General features: G+C 62.3%; 17 protein-coding genes. 9 read left to right on the top strand and 8 right to left on the bottom strand.

Features of this window, described 5'->3' with window-relative positions; genetic code table 11:
* Window positions 1-1,311 (top strand): alpha/beta hydrolase, encoded by a 1,311-nt coding sequence (locus KU306_RS15465; RefSeq protein ID WP_258302445.1) that lies wholly within the window; start codon window positions 1-3, stop codon window positions 1,309-1,311.
* Window positions 1,312-1,419: 108 nt separating this feature from the next.
* On the top strand, window positions 1,420-2,673 hold the full coding sequence (locus tag KU306_RS15470; RefSeq protein WP_258302446.1) for a PAS domain S-box protein: 1,254 nt from the start codon (window positions 1,420-1,422) through the stop codon (window positions 2,671-2,673).
* A 10-nt stretch (window positions 2,674-2,683) separates the two neighbouring features.
* Here KU306_RS15470 and KU306_RS15475 read toward each other — a convergent pair whose 3' ends face one another.
* The 4 genes from KU306_RS15475 to KU306_RS15490 all read right to left on the bottom strand — a co-directional run bounded on the left by KU306_RS15475 (window position 2,684) and on the right by KU306_RS15490 (window position 7,793).
* Window positions 2,684-3,751: a CNNM domain-containing protein gene (locus tag KU306_RS15475; RefSeq protein ID WP_258303409.1), complete on the bottom strand. Its 1,068-nt coding sequence runs from the start codon at window positions 3,749-3,751 to the stop codon at window positions 2,684-2,686.
* A gap of 165 nt (window positions 3,752-3,916) precedes the next feature.
* Complete coding sequence (locus KU306_RS15480; protein ID WP_258302447.1) at window positions 3,917-5,602, bottom strand: potassium channel family protein; 1,686 nt, start codon at window positions 5,600-5,602, stop codon at window positions 3,917-3,919.
* 337 nt (window positions 5,603-5,939) lie between these two features.
* Window positions 5,940-6,359, bottom strand: coding sequence for a hypothetical protein (locus KU306_RS15485; RefSeq protein WP_007543278.1), 420 nt, complete (start codon window positions 6,357-6,359; stop codon window positions 5,940-5,942).
* Between the two features lie 42 nt (window positions 6,360-6,401).
* Window positions 6,402-7,793, bottom strand: coding sequence for an NAD(P)/FAD-dependent oxidoreductase (locus KU306_RS15490; protein WP_258302448.1), 1,392 nt, complete (start codon window positions 7,791-7,793; stop codon window positions 6,402-6,404).
* Between the two features lie 164 nt (window positions 7,794-7,957).
* Between KU306_RS15490 and KU306_RS18995 the strand changes: the two genes are divergently transcribed.
* Both KU306_RS18995 and KU306_RS15495 read left to right on the top strand, forming a co-directional pair.
* On the top strand, window positions 7,958-8,185 hold the full coding sequence (locus KU306_RS18995; RefSeq protein WP_007543274.1) for a hypothetical protein: 228 nt from the start codon (window positions 7,958-7,960) through the stop codon (window positions 8,183-8,185).
* 60 nt (window positions 8,186-8,245) lie between these two features.
* Window positions 8,246-9,205: a D-2-hydroxyacid dehydrogenase gene (locus tag KU306_RS15495; protein ID WP_007543272.1), complete on the top strand. Its 960-nt coding sequence runs from the start codon at window positions 8,246-8,248 to the stop codon at window positions 9,203-9,205.
* 33 nt (window positions 9,206-9,238) lie between these two features.
* On the opposite strand, the gene ilvD is transcribed toward KU306_RS15495, so the two are convergent.
* From ilvD to KU306_RS15515, 4 genes are all read right to left on the bottom strand, one after another.
* The gene (gene ilvD, locus KU306_RS15500) at window positions 9,239-10,990 is read right to left on the bottom strand and encodes a dihydroxy-acid dehydratase (RefSeq protein ID WP_258302449.1); all 1,752 of its coding nucleotides are present in this window, start codon (window positions 10,988-10,990) and stop codon (window positions 9,239-9,241) included.
* A 93-nt stretch (window positions 10,991-11,083) separates the two neighbouring features.
* Window positions 11,084-11,731, bottom strand: a complete 648-nt coding sequence (locus tag KU306_RS15505; protein WP_258302450.1) for a MogA/MoaB family molybdenum cofactor biosynthesis protein — start codon at window positions 11,729-11,731, stop codon at window positions 11,084-11,086.
* A 78-nt stretch (window positions 11,732-11,809) separates the two neighbouring features.
* Entirely contained in the window at window positions 11,810-12,619 is an 810-nt protein-coding gene (locus KU306_RS15510) for a helix-turn-helix transcriptional regulator (RefSeq protein WP_258302451.1), read from the bottom strand.
* 70 nt (window positions 12,620-12,689) lie between these two features.
* A complete protein-coding gene (locus tag KU306_RS15515; protein WP_007543265.1) occupies window positions 12,690-12,824 on the bottom strand; it encodes a hypothetical protein in 135 nt (44 codons plus the stop codon).
* Window positions 12,825-12,882: 58 nt separating this feature from the next.
* Between KU306_RS15515 and KU306_RS15520 the strand changes: the two genes are divergently transcribed.
* The 5 genes from KU306_RS15520 (at window position 12,883) to KU306_RS15540 (ending at window position 17,182) form a co-directional block, all read left to right on the top strand.
* Window positions 12,883-14,175: an RNA-guided endonuclease TnpB family protein gene (locus KU306_RS15520; RefSeq protein ID WP_258302452.1), complete on the top strand. Its 1,293-nt coding sequence runs from the start codon at window positions 12,883-12,885 to the stop codon at window positions 14,173-14,175.
* A gap of 157 nt (window positions 14,176-14,332) precedes the next feature.
* Window positions 14,333-15,373, top strand: a complete 1,041-nt coding sequence (locus KU306_RS15525) for a zinc-binding dehydrogenase (RefSeq protein ID WP_258302453.1) — start codon at window positions 14,333-14,335, stop codon at window positions 15,371-15,373.
* Complete coding sequence (locus KU306_RS15530) at window positions 15,363-15,704, top strand: DUF7977 family protein (protein ID WP_007543260.1); 342 nt, start codon at window positions 15,363-15,365, stop codon at window positions 15,702-15,704. Before KU306_RS15525 ends, KU306_RS15530 begins: the two co-directional genes overlap by 11 nt.
* 131 nt (window positions 15,705-15,835) lie before the next feature.
* Window positions 15,836-16,204 (top strand): DUF5802 family protein, encoded by a 369-nt coding sequence (locus tag KU306_RS15535; protein ID WP_007543259.1) that lies wholly within the window; start codon window positions 15,836-15,838, stop codon window positions 16,202-16,204.
* A gap of 66 nt (window positions 16,205-16,270) precedes the next feature.
* Window positions 16,271-17,182 carry a Vms1/Ankzf1 family peptidyl-tRNA hydrolase gene (locus KU306_RS15540; RefSeq protein ID WP_258302454.1) on the top strand — a complete coding sequence of 304 codons (912 nt, stop codon included), beginning with the start codon at window positions 16,271-16,273 and terminating at the stop codon, window positions 17,180-17,182.
* Window positions 17,183-17,206: the final 24 nt, after the last annotated feature.

The raw sequence follows: 17,206 nt of genomic DNA on the forward strand, positions 1-17,206 counted from the left end.
ATGGTCTCCACGAGCACCGCCGAGGAGATGGCACGTCAGTTCTCGACAGCGTTTCTCGACGAATCGTTCGTCGATGCGGCCGACCTGTTGACCGAAACGGGTCGGAGCGCAGTTATCGACTCGTTTCCCGACGCGTTCGGCGACGCGACGATGGATTCCGAAGAGGTCTTCGAGACGTACTGGTGGGGACTCTACAGCCAGTACGGGACGCCAGCGGGTGTCGGTGAACTACGTCTCGATGACAACGACGTCGCCGTCGTACTCGAATTCGAGGACGGAACCGAGACGGCGAGACTCGATATCGGAACGGAAGGCGTCGAAAACGTCCAGTTTTCTCCCGAGTACGAGCCTCCGGCGTACGCAGACGAGAGCGCCTTCAACGAGCGCGACGTGACTATCGACGCCGGAGACGTAGACCTCGACGGCGTCCTCGCGGTCCCGGAAGGAGACGGCCCGTTCCCAGCCGTCGTCCTCGTCCACGGTGCTGGTATCCACGACCCGGACGGAACCGCAGGCGCATCGAAGATTCTCAAAGACCTCGCGTGGGGGCTCGCCAGCCGAGGTATCGCCACGCTCCGGTACGAGAAACGACTCGCCGACCACGAGGTCGCCGACGGGAACTACACGCTCGACACGGTCGTCGTCGACGACGCGGTCGCGGCAGTAGACACGCTCGCCGCTGTCGATGAGGTCGACGAGCGTGCTGTGTTCCTCGCAGGGCACAGCCAAGGCGGGATGTGCGGCCCGCGAATCGCTGACCGACACGGTGATGTGGCGGGCGTCGCCGCACTCGACGCGCGTGCCGACTCGACGCAGGACCCGGACGACCTCACGTTCCTGCGCTACGAATTCGAACTCGATGGTGACCTCAGCGAGGACCAAGTGGCGGAACTCGAACGCGAGCGTGAGACGGTCCGCCGCCTCGCCGAGGGCGACTACGGCGACGACGAGGTTCTCTGGGGCCGACCCGGGACGTGGCACCGTAGCATGAGAAACTACAACCCTGCCGGGACTGCGAGCGCTGTCGATATTCCGACGTTCGTGTTGAAGACCTGCCGGGCCGACGAAGAGGTTCAGGCTGACCTTGCGGCGTGGTTCCGAGACGAATTCGAGAAGTGGCAGGCTGTGGCCCTCGCCGACGGGAGTCGCGTCGAACTCTACGACGGCCTCGACCATTTCTTCCAAGATGGGTTCGCACCTACCCATCCAGTAAGTCTCTTTTTCGGCGGCAACGTCGCCGAACGCGTCGTCTCGGACCTCGCCGAATGGGTCTCCGAGGTCGCTGCCAACACACCGAACTCGGCGTCCTGAACGTCTGATTCGAGAGAATCACGTCCGATATTCTCGGCTGAACCCACCCCTGATTGGGGATTCCACACTCGGAACCCATTTGGGTATCCTGATTTTAGGCTCACCTAAATGAGCAGGCATACGGAACAACTTGTCGGCGCACTCTTCAACGTCCTCAAGACAGAGGGTCACACGGAGGCGCAACAGCGCTTTATCGAGTCGTACCAGTCTCATGCACCCGCGCAACGCGAGGAGTTAGTTGCGACTCTCGTTTCTGATTTTGTCTCTATCATGCAGGAGTATTTGACGCCCCAAGAGCGGGCGGACGTCTTCACCGCGACAGTCGAGTATCTTCGAGAGCAGTTTCTCTCCGTCATCGAAGTCGCGCCCGTCGCAATCATCGTCGTCGCCGAAGACGGGTCCGTTCAGTTGTGGAACACCGGTGCCGAACGCATATTTGGGTGGACAGAATCCGAGTTTCTGACCGAGTCGTACGCTCGACTGCTCGCCGAACTTCCCGACACGTTCGAAACGTACTTCTCGCAACTCCAGCGTGGAGAGCGGCTAACCGGCATCGAAACTCGCCACCGGCACAAGAACGGTTCGACCCTCGACGTTCGACTGTGGGCTGCCCCAGTGTACACGACCGGTGACACGCCCACCGGTGCGACGTTCGTAATCAGCGACATCACCGCACAGAAACAGCGCGAGCAGCGTCTCACCATTCTCAATCGCGTGCTTCGCCACAACATTCGAAACGATATCACCGTGCTTCGCGGGCATCTCGACCTGCTCGCCGACCAGGTTTCGGACGGAAACAAACACGTCGAGGCGATGGAAAAACGGCTGGTGAACATCGAGAGTCTGAGCGAGAGCGCTCGGCACATCGAACAGCTTCAGGCGAGAGACGACGAAGAGAGCCTCACGACGTTCGAACTCGGGGCGGAGCTACAGAACCACCTCGACCGCCTCGAGTTAGATTGGCCAGCGGCCGAGATACAGTCGAATATCCGAGCGGGGACGACCATCGAGGCCCACGAACTGTTTCCGTATGCACTCGACAACCTCATCGAAAACGCCGTCGAGCACAACGATTCGGAGACACCTCGGGTGTTCGTCGGGACGCCCTTGGAATCCGAATCGTCTCAGTACGTCGACCTCGTCATCGAAGACGACGGTCCCGGCCTGCCGAAAGTCGAACGGGAGGTACTGACACGAGAGACAGAGACGGACTTGATGCACAGCGCCGGGATGGGCCTGTGGCTCACTCGGTGGATTATTCGCAGTTCTGGCGGGGAACTCGTCGTCGAACCCAGCCAGTGGGGCGGCACGCGAGTCGTACTCAAATTACGCACGGCGCGTCCGTCGCCGGACGATGAGTGAGTCGCGGGAATCAGTCGGAGACAGCGCGCTGGTCGAGCGGGTCTTCGAGTTCGCCCATCACCGCTTCGAGCGCGTCGGTCGCGGTGAGGAGTCCAACCACGTTGCCGTCTTCGATGACGAGCGCCAACTCTTGGTCTTCTGCTTGGAACTGGTCGAACGCGTCGCTGACGTTCGTCTCTGCCGCCAGCGTCATCGTCGGCGCTGCAATCTCGGCGAACGAGAGCGTCCCGTCCTGTAACTCTTCGTAGTTGTCGATAATCGACGGCGCATACACGACGCCACGGAAGTCAGTCAACTCCTCGCCAACGAGTGGGAACCGAGTGTGTGGCGTGTTGCGAATCTCATCGAAGTTCTCTTCCGGAGTGGCCGTCGTCGAGACGGCGATGATATCGTCGGCCGGAACCATGATTTCACTGACCGCGAGTTCGTCTACGTCGAGCGCACGGAGAACTTCTTCCCGGCGTTCCTCTGGCAGTTCGCCTTCTTCGAGGAGGGAGTGGAGTCGGTTCCGAAGCTGTGCCCGAGATTCGAGCACCTCTTCTTCGGTTTCGAGCCACGCACCCGTCATCTCGATGCCGAACAGCTTGAGCGTCGCCTTGGCAATCCAGTCACCGAGCGTGATGAGCGGAGAGATGAGCCAGTTGAACCAGTACAGCGGGGTCGCACCGTATCGACAGACCATCCGCGAGCGTTCGACACCGAGGTACGTCGGCGTCTGCTCACCGTGGGTGAGGTGCAGGAGGTTGATGATACCGAACGCGATGAGTGCGCCTGCGCCGACCGACGCGAGTGGCGTGTTGGCGAAGTACGGTCTGAACAGCGCGGCCAACGCCGGTTCTGCGACGATACCGACTGCAATGCTCGATGCCGTGATGCCGACCTGACAGGTCGTCAAGTAAATCTCTAGGTTCTGCGTCATCTCCCACGCTCGCTCCAGCGTGGGCGTGTCGCCGATGAACTCTTGTTTGCTGAACTGACGAGCCCGCGTCAACGCGAACTCGATAGCGACGAAAAAGCCGTTTGTCAAGATGAGGGCGAGACCCGCCACTAAGCGGAGGGTAATCTCAAGTGGAGGTATCTGGCTCGGCGTACTCATTTGGGTGGGATATTGCACTGTGGACTGAAATAAGCAGGGAAGACGGTATCTGGCGGTGTACGCGACTCTCGCGGCCTCTCACGGAGACTATCGCCCGAAACGCGACCGCCACCGAGGGTGATAACTCACCCTGTCGACTACGGCGACTCAGCTAGCCAAGTCAGTCGGAGAGACGTCGAACCGCTTGAGGAACTTCTGTACAGCTTCGTCGCGTCCGACGATCGTAAGCCGTTCGTCGCCAGTGAATCGCCGCTGTGGGTCGATATCTACAGTCTGTCCGTCGGCGTCTTGAATAGCGATGACGCGACAGCCAGTCTGCTCGTAAATACGGGAGTTTGCGAGTGTCTTCCCGGCGAACTCAGCGGCTGGTACTCGGACGAGGCGAATCTGGCTCGCCGGGGCGAGGATGTCTTCGCCCCGAAGCTCTTTTGCGACCATCCTCGCGCTCACCCTCGGGACCGACAGGACGTAATCTGCACCGGCGGTAAACGCCTTCTGTGTCGTCTCTGCGTCCCCCACACGGACGAGTATCTCTATCTCGGGGGAGAGAGACTGCGCCATCGCTGTCGTCAAGAGCGCAACCGAGTCGTCAGGGACGCCGACGACGATGGCTCCTGCGGTCTCGACACCTGCTTCGAGCAAGGCCTCTCGGGACCCGCCATCGCCGACGACGTCGACCCCGTCTCGCTCTTCGAGGTCGATTCCCACGACATCACCACCAGCCTCCTGAATAACCGACTTGGCGGCCTGTCCGACTTCACCCAACCCGAGGAGAACGAAGCGCTCGTGTTCGGTGAACGACCGGGGTGGCCGAGTGAACTCGTTTAGCTCTTCGAGCGCAGCCTCCTCACCAGACACCAGAAGGACGGTATTTGGACTGACGACGGCGTCCGGGCTGGGTGGCAACTGCAACTCGCCGTCGAACCAGGCACCGACGATGGTGGCCCCGGTTCGCTCCCTGACCTTCGTGTCCCGGATTTTGCGACCGACCAGTTCGCTCGACTCGGACACGGGGAGTTCCATCAACTTCGTCGTCCCGCCGATTTCGATGGTGTCTCGCAACTCAGAACTGAACGAGGCGACAGCCTTCTCTGCGAGGCGGTGTCCCAAGACCGCGTGCGGAGACAACACGGTGTCCGCGCCGACGGTGCGCAGTACCCCTTCCATGTCGCTGTCGTCGGTCAGCGCGATGACGTCGATGTCTGAACGGAGCGTCCGCACGGTGAGTATCGTATTGACGTTCGCGTTGCCGGCGTCGGTAATCACCGCGCGCGCGGTGCGGATGCTAGCCCGTTCGAACGTGGCTGCCGACTGCGGAGAGCCGTGAATAGCGGCGTAGCCACGGTTCGAGAGCGACTCGGCGTCTTCCCGTGAAGACGAAATAAGCACGTAATCGATGCCAAGTTGCTTGAGTTCGTCCAGCAGAATCACGGAGTCTCGGCGATACTCACAGATGATGACGTGGTCGGACTTCGGGCTGAGTCGGTCGTCGAGGTTGACCTGAGCGCTCGTAAACAGCGGAATGATGATGAGACGGAGGGTGAAAAATCCGATTGCGATACCGGATATCTGAATCGAGGCGACGAACAGGAACATCAGCGGGTGGCTCCAGATATCCGAGTCCTGACCGTATCCCGTGGTGGTCATCGTCTGGATGACGAATTCGAACGAGGCGAAAATCGACTGGTTGACGCCTTCGAGTCGCGCCAGCGCGTAGTTGTACGCCACCGCGTAGAAGACCACGAGTGACACGAGCCCGATGATGTAGTAGATGACGTGTCGGATTCGGCGGCTCGGGCCGAACCGCCGAATCGACTCGGGGAGTGAGGTCATTGGGACATGTATGTTAGTACGGAAACAGACAAAACAGTGTGTGCTCACATCGAGATTTCACTCTTCGGTGTGTGAGATGTCGCCCAGAACACTAACGGCCGGTATCATCCCGAGGCGGCGTGCCGCGTCAACCGGGAAACCCTCGTGCCAGGCGGTCCGTCTTTCGGGCGCGGACGTTCCGAAGTACACCGGCGTTTGCCGGTCAGTAGAGCAGCGTACACGCTGCGTTTGATGTCGCGTACCTGGGTTCGCCGTTCTGTCATCGCTCCCGAAGTGGGACCACTCGGACGGGGACTTGTGGTACGCACCCGCTCTAGTTCGGCAGGGGTAAAACGAGTTACGACCGAACCCGCTCGTCGCCCTCGAAGAAGACGGCGCGGACGCGGACGACCTGTCCATCGATTCGAACGTAGTACAGGCGGTCGTTCGGCCCGCCGGCTTCGGGCAGTCGTTCGAGATTGTTTCGAAGCGACTCGTAGTCGGTGAGACAGTCGGAGATACTCGACTCGCGGGGGTGCCCGCTGGCGGCCCCTTCGACGACCTGCTTAATCCACGGACTCTCCGCGATTCGTGGGTCTTCTGCGCTCACGACGGTGGCGTTCGGCGGTGCATTCCCGACCAACTCCGCGCGCAGGAATATCTCGTCGTTCGAACACCCGCGAAAGGACGAACACCCCGCGAGCGATGCCACCACGCCGGCACTCGCGACTGCGAGACCGATACGAAGGAGGCGGCGGCGTGACGGCGGTGCTCTCATCGTACGTCAAATTATCTGAATCTGAAATAAAACTTCTGTCGCCTACAGCGTGTACTCAGATTCCGTCAACTGGACGTACTTGCCGTTCCGGAACTTGACCTTCGTCCGTTTGTACTTCGTCGCGAGCTTTGCGGCACTGAACCCGGCGGTAAGCTTCGCTCGGTCGAACGCCTTGTACCCCTTATCAGAGTCGAGAAGCTTCCGGGCGGCCTTGAACGTCCGGTCCCAGTCGCTCGGTCCGTAGTCGTGGACGATGTCGGCCATCGCGACGTTCCGGAGAATCTCGTCGCCGATAGCGTCTTTCCAGCGAGTGTTGTACTCGCTCAGGTCGCCTTCGGCGGCGAGTTCGCCCGCGATAGCACCGGTTCTGACCGCAACGTGGTCGCCGCCCTCGTGGAAGGCGGAGGTCGAACCCATCGCACCGCCGGTGACGGCGATACCGGCTTTCGTCGGCGAGTCGATGGGGCGGGTCGAGGAGATGGAGTAGGTCTCGGTCCCCTTGTTCTTCCCGCGGTCTTCGACGAGCGGGAAGTCCTCGTCGACGTCGTACTCGTCGCCGTACTCCTGTTCGAGAAGTCGGCGGACGTACTCGCGACCTTGCGGGATTTTCTCGTCGTCCTCGCGAAGAAGTGTGTAGCCCTCGCGGTCGTCCACCTCGTCGATGTCGAGTCCGATGGGCATCGTCAGTCCGACGCGGCAGACGTTGTTGTCGTTCGGGAAGACCCACGGATACGCCGTGTGGCCGGGCATGTAGCCCCACCAGAACTTGATGCCTCCATCGACTTCCTCGAACAACTCGGGCGGGAACTCCCGGTGTTCTTGGTAGGCGATGTGGTTCACCTTCGGCGAGGCGAGGCGCTCTGTGATGTCGAACGGGAGGAAGTCGTCGAGCACCTTGTTCGTGACCGTCCGCTGGGGTCCGTCGGCGAGGATGAGGAAGTCCGCACCAACGTTTTCGCCGTTGGCCAGTCGGACGACGTGTCGCGGGTCGTCCTCGCCGCCAGTCGCGTCGAGGTCGGTTTCCACGTCGCGGACGGAGGCTTTCAGGCGATACTCGGCACCCGCCTCTTCGGCGCGGCTTCGCATCCAGTCGTCGAACTTCGCGCGGTGGAAGGTGTATCCGAACTCGTCGTACGACGAGTCGATGCCGGTACTTCGAAGCGTCACGGTCTCGTTCGGGCCGATGAACTCGGCTCGGTCGAGAATGTCGAGGACGACGTCGTCCGGCATCTCGTCGGGGTGGATGTCCATGATGTCCACCCAGTAGTCGAGAATCCCGGCCGCATCCGTCGAATCCGGGCCGAGACCCTGTCGGTCGGCGCGGGGGACGCCCTTCTCCAGGACTACGGCAGAAGCACCGGCTGATGCGGCGGCGTGTGCCGCCGAGGTTCCAGCCGGGCCGCCACCGACGATAGCGACGTCTACGCGTTCCATACCGCTACAGGTCTTGGCCTCGTGTATTAAACCCCTTGAACCGACTCGGTGGGGCCTCGCCGGCTGTCGGTCGTGGGGTGAGTTAGCCTTCGGCAATTCCTAGATACCGACTCTGATAACTAGGGACGGAGATTTATCACTCCTGTCATTGGAGTTCACAGATGATGAGCGGAGACGAGGCAAGATGTGACCGTACGCCCGTGGTCTTTCGAGATGAAAGGGGCGACCTCGTCTTCGTAGACGGGGGCCCTGCTCCCCAGGGATATGCACCAGTCGCATGGAAACTCGGCGAAGATGGGTCTCGGTACGTGGTCGACCCGACCGTAGACGCCGTCGCCGTCACACGAACGATTTCGAAACGCCGCCGAAGCACTCGCAGTCAACTCGGCTGATTCTCGCGTCGACTTGTCCGAATCGAACAGATTCATCACCATCTCCGAGAATCATCGTCCATGCGCGACCCAGACATCGCCGTCCTTCGCCAGAAGATTCACGGACTGTCCGCCGAGGAGTACGCCGAGACGCTGCGCGAGCGACTCCCCGACCGAGAGGTCGCCCTCGCACGAACGCCCGAAGAGGAACGTGACCTCCTCTCTCGCGTCCAGGTCGCGACTGGCTTCTCCATCGACGAATCGGTCCTCGAAGACGCCGAGAATCTCGACCTCTTCGCGTGCGTCTTCGCCGGAACTGGCCACCTCCCTATCGAGGCACTCGCCGACCACGACGTCGCCGTGACGAACGCGTCGGGTGTCCACGGCCCCAATATCGCCGAGCAGGTCCTCGGGAGCATCCTCTATTTCACTCGGCGGTTCCACGTCGCCGAGACCCAGAAGCGAGACGGCGTCTGGCAGTCGTATCCGACGTTCGAGCTTCAAGGGTCGACAGTCACCATCGTCGGACTGGGCGCAATCGGACGCACCGTCGTCAACCGTCTCGAACCGTTCGGCGTCGAGACTATCGGCGTCCGCTACTCCCCGGAGAAAGGCGGCCCGACCGACGAAGTCGTCGGCTTCGACGACGTGCAGGGTCTCCACGACGCCTACGCTCGCTCCGACTACGTCGTCATCGCGTGCCCTCTGACGGAGACGACGCGCGGGCTCATCGACGCGAACGCGTTCAAATCGATGGCCCCCGAGACCGTCCTCGTGAACATCGGCCGCGGGCCGGTCGTCGATACCGACGCCCTGCTGGACGCGATTCGGAGCAACGGCATCCGGGGTGCCGCGCTCGACGTGACCGACCCCGAACCGCTCCCGTCGGACCACGACCTCTGGCAGTTCGACAACGTCCTCATCACGCCCCACAACGCGGGACACACGCCGAAGTACTGGGAGCGAATGTCCGACATCATCGCCGCGAACCTCTCGAAGTTAGACGAGGGTGATGACGACCTGGAGAATCGCGTGGTCTGAAAACAGAATCGAAGCGTCTCAGCGAACAGTCGCTTACTCGTCGCGCTTGACGGCCGGGTTCGTCACGGCACCGTTCGCCGCAGAACCGAAGTCACGCGCGTACTTCGCCAGCACGCCGGAGGTGTAGGCAGGCTGCTTCGGTTCCCAGTCTTCCTTTCGGGCCGCGAACTCCTCGTCCGAGAGGTCGACCGAGAGTTCGCGGTTCGGGATGTCCACGGTCACTTCGTCGCCGTCTTCGAGGAGCGCGATAGGACCGCCTTCGACCGCCTCGGGTGCGACGTGGCCGACCATCGGACCGCGGGTCGCGCCGGAGAACCGCCCGTCGGTGAGCAGCGCCACGTCGTCTTCGTGACCCTGTCCGACGACGGCGGCGGTGACGCCGAGCATCTCGCGCATGCCGGGGCCGCCGCGGGGACCCTCGTTGCGGATGGCGATAACGTCGCCCGATTCGATGTGTCCCTCCTGCACGTAGCGCATGGCGTCTTCTTCGTTCTCGAAGATGCGTGCCGGGCCTGTGTGGTGGAATTTGTCGTCCCCGGTGACCTTGAGGACCGCGCCGTCGGGTGCGAGGTTGCCGGTGAGAATCTTGATGGCCCCTTCGTCCTGATACGGCTCGTCGACGGTGTAGAGGAAGTCCTCGTCGATGGCCTCGTCGTCCGGCAGGTCGAGTTGGGCGAGTTCCTCCTCGATGGTGCGGCCAGTGACGGTCATCGCGTCGCCGTGGAACAGGCCAGCTTCGAGAAGGCGGCGGATGACGACCGGAACGCCGCCGACTTCGTGCAGGTCGTTCATGACGCGAGTGCCACCGGGTTGGAGGTTGGCAATCTTCGGCGTGCGGTCGGAAATCGTGTTGAACTCCTCGATGTCGAGGTCGACGCCGGCCTCGGCGGCGAGCGCGAGGAGGTGCAGGACCGCGTTGGTCGAGCCACCGATAGCGACCTGCAGCGCGATGGCGTTCTCGAAGGACTTCTTCGAGAGGACGTCGGAGGGGCGGAGGTCGTTTTCGACGCACTGGAGGACGGCCTCGCCAGCGCGGCGGGCGACCTCGTAGCGCGCTTCGGACTCGGCGGGCGCGGAGGCAGAGCCGAGCGGGGCCATGCCGAGCGCTTCGGAGATGGAGGCCATCGTGTTGGCGGTGAACATCCCACCGCACGACCCAGCGCCGGGACAGGCGTTCCGTTCGAGGTCGTCGAGTTCGTCGGCGCTCATGTCGCCTTCCGCGTAAGTGCCGACGCCCTCGAAGACGTTCTGGACCGTCACTTCGCGCCCCTCGTGCTGGCCGGGCATGATAGACCCACCGTAGAGGAAGACAGACGGGAGGTCGGTTCGGATGGAGGCCATCATCATTCCGGGGAGGTTCTTGTCGCACCCGGCGACGGTGACGAGGGCGTCCATGCGCTCGCCGAAGGAGACGAGTTCGACGGAGTCGGCGATTATCTCGCGGGAGATGAGCGAGGCTTTCATCCCCTCTGTCCCCATCGAGATGGCGTCGGAGATGGTGATGGTGCCGAATTCGATGGGCATCCCACCGGCCTCGTCGACACCCTCGATGGCGGCGTCGGCGACGTCGTCGAGGTGGACGTTACAGGGAGTGATGTCCGCCGCAGGGTTGGCGACGCCGACCATCGGCGAACCGAGGTCTTCGTCGTCGAACCCCATCGCTCGGAACATCGCGCGGTGGGGGGCTTTGTCCGGCCCCTCTGTGACCTCCGAACTTCGGAGGTTCGGGTCCTTGCCGCTGGAGAACGTGTCGTCGTCCTCCTCGCGTGCAGGCTGTTGGCTCATACCTGAGCGGACCCGTCGAGCAAACTTAAATGGCAGCGACTGGGCAGACGTTGCAGTCTGGTCGCGGGAAACGCGAACAGGTTCGGGTGAACGCTACTCGGTGTCGCGTCGAGCGAGTCCAGTGAGGTGCGGCATCTCGGGGACGAGTATCTCTTCGGCCCCGAGTCGAGCGGCGTTCTCGCTGCCCGGCAGGCAGAACGTCGGCATGTCGTCGACGGTGCCAGCAGTCGCTCGCGTGCCGACGACGCGCGTTCCAATCTCGTCGTAGGAGAGTCGGCGGAACAGTTCGCCGAACCCCGGAAGTGTCTTTCCGAACAGTTGCTGGACGGCTTCGACCGTCTCGTCGTCGGGTGTAACGCCCGTCCCGCCAGTGGTGATGGTCACGTCCACGTCGCCGCGGTCGGCCATCCGAGCGACGACGCCCTGAATCTCGTCGTAGTCGTCGTCGACGACGCGCCGAACAGCGATAGTGTGGCCGGCGTCGTGAAGCGCCGACTCGATGGCGTCGCCCGCCGGGTCCTCTTCGACGGTTCGCGTCGAGGAGATGGTGAGAACGGCGACTGCGAGTTCTTCGATGTCGTGGTGGTGATGGTCGTGGTCGTGGCTGTTGCTATGGTCGTGGTGGTCGTCGTGATTGTGGCCGTCGCTGTGGTCGTGGTAGTCGCCGTCGCCGTGGTGGTTGCCGTCGCTGTGACCGTGGTGGTCATGGCTGTGTTCGTCGCTGTGGTGGTGGTCGCTCACGATGCTGACCTTCGATTGCGTGTGTAAAAGAGCCAACGTCCACTCGTCTCCGACATGTACTCGCCTGCGACTCGTCGGTCACTCTGCGTCGTCGGGTGTGAGTTCCCCGAGCGACGAGAGCGTTACCTCAGTCGCGTCCGCACGGAGCGACTCGAATAGGTCTGTCGCCCATGCGAGCGCCCCTTCGTGGTCGTTGCGGGCGATGCCACCGACACCCGTGTCGGTGTAGACGACGATACCTGCATCGCGTTCTGTCACCCAGAGTCCGAATCCAAACGGAACGGGTGTCCGATAGATGTCCACCGCGTCGTTTTCCAGTTGCTCGGCGATGACCGCTCGCGAGTCCGGTGTCGCGAGCAGTCGGTCGAACAGTTCGGTGTCGATTACCATCTCGACCGTGGTTCCCCCGGCGGTCGCTGCCTCGTAGTACGGGCGGAGTTGCCCGGCGAGCGCGACCGGAGCGACACCACAGAGATGGCCGGCGTTCTCGATGCTCTCGAAGAGTCGCTGCAGGACGCTGTCCGGCAGTTCGGGGGTCGAGGTGTACACGTCCGCACCGCTCAGAAACACCGGGTCGAGGGGTGCGTCGGCCGGGAGCATCGCGAGCAGGTCGTGTGCGTCCTCGACGCCCCGAGTGGCTCGTTCGAACCGGTCGAACACCTCCAGCGCACACTGTCCCGTGAGAGTCAGTTCGTAGACACCACCATCCTGCTCGACGATACCCGCGTTTACGCATTCGCGGACGACGCGGTCGACCGTCGACCGAGAGGTGTCGAGGTCGGCAGCCAGGGTGCGTTTGTCACGAGGCTGGGCCGCGAGCGCTCTGATGAACGTCTCACGGCGCACGAGCAACTGAGAAAGCGAGTTTCCGTTGGGGTGTCCCGTCATCTTGCGGTAGCGAGGAAACCCCGTCGTTTAGGACGGGGAGGAATCGCGTTCGTACACAGTACCCCTTGACCTACAGTGGCCCTTCGGTGTCTAGTGCTTTCGCACCCTGAATGACGAGTCCTCGCCATGTCAGGCCGTGTGCTTCCTTTACTTCGCTCAGTTTCTCGTATTCTTCGTCGCTCACTTCGATGTTCAGGTTCGGCATCTATGCTACAACTTAGTGATTCGTTAGTTTTAACTTTCATGATTTCGAGTGTTCTACTGTGACCGCTACTGCCACCAAGACGTTGCAGGCCACGCTCGCGCCCCCAACGGCGCACAAAGAGCGTCGGCTTCAACGAACTGTGGCTACCTACCGTCGCGCCCTTTCCGAATCGTTCGAGAGTGGTGCGACGACACAGACAGCGGTCAATGATGTTGTGACGCCGTACACGCTCACGTCCTACGCGAAAGATGCTCTCAAGAACTATGTCCCGAAACTGCGGGACACGTACAACGCTTCGGAGTTGAAAGACGACCATCCCGTTCGGTTCACGAACCCTGGCTGGCGTCTCGACCATTCCGACGAGCGACGACACGAGTTCTGCTGGCGCGTCCCACAGGCAGGACGTGGCAACGCCTTCTGGATTCCGCTCCGTATCAATCCCGCACAGCGAGAGTTGTGGGGCGACCTCCTCGACGGCGACCTCCTCGACGGCGACGTGACAGTCGGCGAGTTTCGACTCCAAGAACACCGCACCAACTGGGTGCTTCACGTCACTGTCGAGTACGAGGTCGCGGAGCCAACTGAACCGGACGGGCCGATGTACATCGGCTTCGATATTGGCGAATCCAAACTCCTGACGGGCTGTGCCCTTCGGGACGGTACTCCAACCCAACCGTACATCTATGACGGCGGTCGTGCCCGACACCTCCGCAAGGAGATGTTCACGACGCTCCGTCGTCTCCAAGAGCGAGACGCCGAGTGGCGTATTCAAGAACGATTCGACCACTACCAAAACGCCCTCACGGATATTGTCGAGAAGGCGTCTCGTGAAGCTGTCGAGTACGCTCAACAGTTCGAGAACCCCGTTATCGTTCTCGAAGACCTGTCGTACATCCGTGAACATCTGGACTACGGCAAGTGGATGAACCGCCGTCTCCACAACTGGGCGTTCGCACGACTCACTGGTCGAATCGAGGACAAGGCCCGTGACGCGGGCATCTGTGTCCGATTCGTGAATCCTTCGTACACGAGTCAGACGTGCCATGAGTGTGGACACATCGGTTCTCGTAGTTCTCAAGCCATGTTCCGCTGTACGAACGACGAGTGTTGGGTGACGGAGTACCAAGCAGACATTAACGCGAGTGTGAACATCGCACGTCGCGTCAACCCGTGGGGAGAGAGGTGCGCGTTGAAACCGTACACCGATGACTCGCCACAGGATGGGAGTGCTTGTGACAGCACCACAGGACACTGCGAGCAGAGTCGGCAATCCCGACAGACGACGCTCGGAGACTTCAGTTCTGAAACCTCCGACGACGAGGCTTCCCTTGTAGGAAGCCCCGCCCTTTAGGGCGGGCGAGGATGTCACATAGCGAAATATTGGGGGCGAGTCGTCGAACGGAGAGTATAATTGGAGGAACACTAGAGAACGACGATTGTCGAACAAGAAGAAAGACAATCGGCGTAAACTTAGACTTTTATTTCTTCCCTTCGTCGGTCGGACCGAGATGAAAGCGGTCCAATTTAGCGAACACGGCGACCGAGACGTCCTCGAATACGGCGACTTCCCCGACCCAGAAGCTGGTCCCGAAGAAGTCCTCGTCGACGTGAAAGCAGCGTCACTCAACCATCTGGACGTCTGGACGCGACGCGGTCTCCCGGGCGTCGAACTGGAGATGCCACACATTCCCGGCAGCGACATGGCCGGTGTCGTGACCGAGGTTGGCGAGCGCGTGACGCGATTCGAAGAAGGCGACCACGTCGCACTCCTCGCGGGTGTTTCAGACGGCGGCGACGAATTCTCCCGGAAGGGCGACCCGACGCTCGCACCCGACTATCGGATCATCGGCGAGCACATGCGCGGCGTCCACGCGGAGTACGCAGCAGTTCCCGAGGAGAACCTCGTTCCCGTCCCCGAGGATGTTCCGTGGGAAGTCGCGGGGTCGGCGTCGCTCGTCTTCCAGACGGCGTGGCGGATGCTCATCCACCGCGGCGAACTCCGCCCCGGTGAGAGCGTGCTCGTCCTCGGTGCGTCCGGCGGTGTCGGCCACGCGGCAGTCCAAATCGCCGACCACGCGGGTGCCGAGGTGTACGCGACGGCCTCGACCGAAGAGAAACTGGAGTACGCCCGCGACTGCGGCGCAGACCACGTCATCAACTACGAAGACGAAGACTTCTCGCGGAAAATCTACGAGATGACCGACGGCCGCGGCGTCGACATGGTCGTCGACCACATCGGCGAGTCGACGTACAAGCAGTCGCTCAAGAGCCTCACCAAGGGCGGACGGGTCGTCACCTGCGGCGCGACCACCGGCCCCGACCCGGGTGCGGGTCTCAACTACATCTTCTGGAACCAACTGTCGGTCATCGGCTCGACGATGGCGACGCCCGGAGAGGCCGACGAAGCCCTCGACCTCGTCTGGGACGGCACCTTCGAACCGCGCATCAGAGAGACGCTGCCGATGAGCGAAATCGAACGTGCGCACGAACTCCTCGAAGAGCGACAGGGCTTTGGTAAGGTGGTCGTTATCCCAGATAGTGAGCTCTGACACCACGACTCGGGACGATACCTACGTCCACCGACCGGGTGAGTCCGACACCGGCGATACCGCCGGAACCGGGGGCTCCGACCGCGACATCACTGTCGGAGCCAACGAACCTGAGCCGGAGGGCTTCGGACGCCGTGGATGGATTCTCGTCGGCGTCGTCGGCCTCTGTTTCCTCGTGATTCCGGGTGCAGTGTACCTCGTCCCGTCGCTTCCGGCGATGGCAGGCCTCCCGTACATCGCCGCCATGCTGGCGCTGCCGATGCTACCCGCGCTCCTGCTCGGCCTCGTCGCCGTCTGGTCGATGACGGCGGCGACTCGCGGCGATTCGTAAGTCTCCGACCCTCTTTTGACACGGCCGTTTGCCGCCCGACGAAACGCAGTTGGAATCGCTGAGTTTGCGCTTCGATATAAAAAGTATCGACAAGGCTTATCTACCACCGTGGTTGAGATTCACTTGCACAGATGTTCGAACGATTCTCCAGCGGATACTACCTCGGCCGACTGTACGTCGAGCCGTACGACGGAGCCGAGGCTGCGATACAGCGGACAGACCACGAGCGACTGAACGAGCACGTCTACACCACGGGTCGCGGGGTCGAGCGAATCGACCACCCGCTCGTGATGAAGCTCGACAGTACACACTTCCCCGTCGTGGCCGACGACGGTGTTCCCGCGGGGACACTCGCCCTCCCACGTCAGACCGTCGATTCGGCGGCACTCCCGGACGACAGGCCGGTTCTCCTCGCCGACGCGAACCGGGCGGAAGAACTCCTTCGCTACGCGGGCTACGACATCAACTCGGTCTCGACACGCCAGGACCTCTCTGCCTGATACCACACCCCACGATTTTCGCCGGACGACCGAAACCTCAAGTGGTCGGCCCGCACGCTTCCGCGTATGCTGGACGAGTTGTTGGGGCGAGCCGAACTCAAAGCGCGAATCGCCGAGTTAGAAGACGAGCGCGACGCGCTGGAGGGTCGGCTCTCCGGTGAGTCAGACCGCCGAAAAGAAGCAGTCCGGGCGAGACAAGAGGCCGAAGCCGAGGTCAACCGACTCGAAGACCGCATCGAAGAGTTAGAAGACCGCGTCGAGCGCCTCTCCGGCGACGACGACGCCCTCGACTACCGCGGCACGGAAGACCTCCGCGGGGACCGCCTCCACGAGATTCTCTACCGACTGGACTCTGTTTCGACCGGGGCAGAAGGCGCACTCACGGCCGTCGTTCCCGACGACCGGTCGCTCCCAGCCGCGGTCGAAGACGCCTTCGACGAGCGCGCCCCGCTCGTCCGCCGGGCCGCACCGTGTCTCGCGCTCACCGACGATGCCGGTCTCGTGAGCGTCGCGCTCTCCCCGCCGCGTCTCCCCGACGCCTTCGACGACTGGGGCGAAAGCTTCTCGCTCGACGAAACGTGGTTCGCGCCGACCGCCGAGACTGTGGTCGCGCTCGTCCGGGCAGACCTCTTCGCTCTCGGCCGCTACGACGACGGCGAGCTGGTCTACGAGACAGGATTCGAAAGCGACGTGAAATCCGCCCACTCGAAGGGCGGGTTCTCGCAGTCGCGCTTCGAGCGCATCCGCGAGGGACAAATCGACGACCACCTCGACGAGTGCCACGAGACGCTGGACGAGTACGTCGCGGGCGACGCCGAAGGTGCGAGCGACCTCGTCGTCCTCGGTGAGCGGGCAGTCCTCGGCGAGTTCCGCGAGCGAGCGTCGCAGACGGCCACAGTCGACGCCACGGGCGACCCCGAAGCGGCGCTTCGAACGGCCTCACGAGAGTTCTGGATGACGCGACTGTATCGCCTCTGAGTTCGGCTCGAACCCCCCGACCCG

The sequence above is a fragment of the Haloferax larsenii genome, from assembly GCF_024730625.1.
Classification (GTDB): domain Archaea; phylum Halobacteriota; class Halobacteria; order Halobacteriales; family Haloferacaceae; genus Haloferax; species Haloferax larsenii.

Bases quoted from the DNA above. Each gene is read 5' to 3' on its own strand.
- KU306_RS15465 (WP_258302445.1), top strand. From the start codon at position 1: ATGGTCTCCACGAGCACCGCCGAGGAGATGGCACGTCAGTTCTCGACA.
- KU306_RS15470 (WP_258302446.1), top strand. From the start codon at position 1,420: ATGAGCAGGCATACGGAACAACTTGTCGGCGCACTCTTCAACGTCCTC.
- KU306_RS15480 (WP_258302447.1), bottom strand. From the start codon at position 5,602: ATGACCTCACTCCCCGAGTCGATTCGGCGGTTCGGCCCGAGCCGCCGA.
- KU306_RS15485 (WP_007543278.1), bottom strand. From the start codon at position 6,359: ATGAGAGCACCGCCGTCACGCCGCCGCCTCCTTCGTATCGGTCTCGCA.
- KU306_RS15490 (WP_258302448.1), bottom strand. From the start codon at position 7,793: ATGGAACGCGTAGACGTCGCTATCGTCGGTGGCGGCCCGGCTGGAACC.
- KU306_RS18995 (WP_007543274.1), top strand. From the start codon at position 7,958: ATGAGCGGAGACGAGGCAAGATGTGACCGTACGCCCGTGGTCTTTCGA.
- KU306_RS15495 (WP_007543272.1), top strand. From the start codon at position 8,246: ATGCGCGACCCAGACATCGCCGTCCTTCGCCAGAAGATTCACGGACTG.
- ilvD (WP_258302449.1), bottom strand. From the start codon at position 10,990: ATGAGCCAACAGCCTGCACGCGAGGAGGACGACGACACGTTCTCCAGC.
- KU306_RS15510 (WP_258302451.1), bottom strand. From the start codon at position 12,619: ATGACGGGACACCCCAACGGAAACTCGCTTTCTCAGTTGCTCGTGCGC.
- KU306_RS15515 (WP_007543265.1), bottom strand. From the start codon at position 12,824: ATGCCGAACCTGAACATCGAAGTGAGCGACGAAGAATACGAGAAACTG.
- KU306_RS15525 (WP_258302453.1), top strand. From the start codon at position 14,333: ATGAAAGCGGTCCAATTTAGCGAACACGGCGACCGAGACGTCCTCGAA.
- KU306_RS15535 (WP_007543259.1), top strand. From the start codon at position 15,836: ATGTTCGAACGATTCTCCAGCGGATACTACCTCGGCCGACTGTACGTC.
- KU306_RS15540 (WP_258302454.1), top strand. From the start codon at position 16,271: ATGCTGGACGAGTTGTTGGGGCGAGCCGAACTCAAAGCGCGAATCGCC.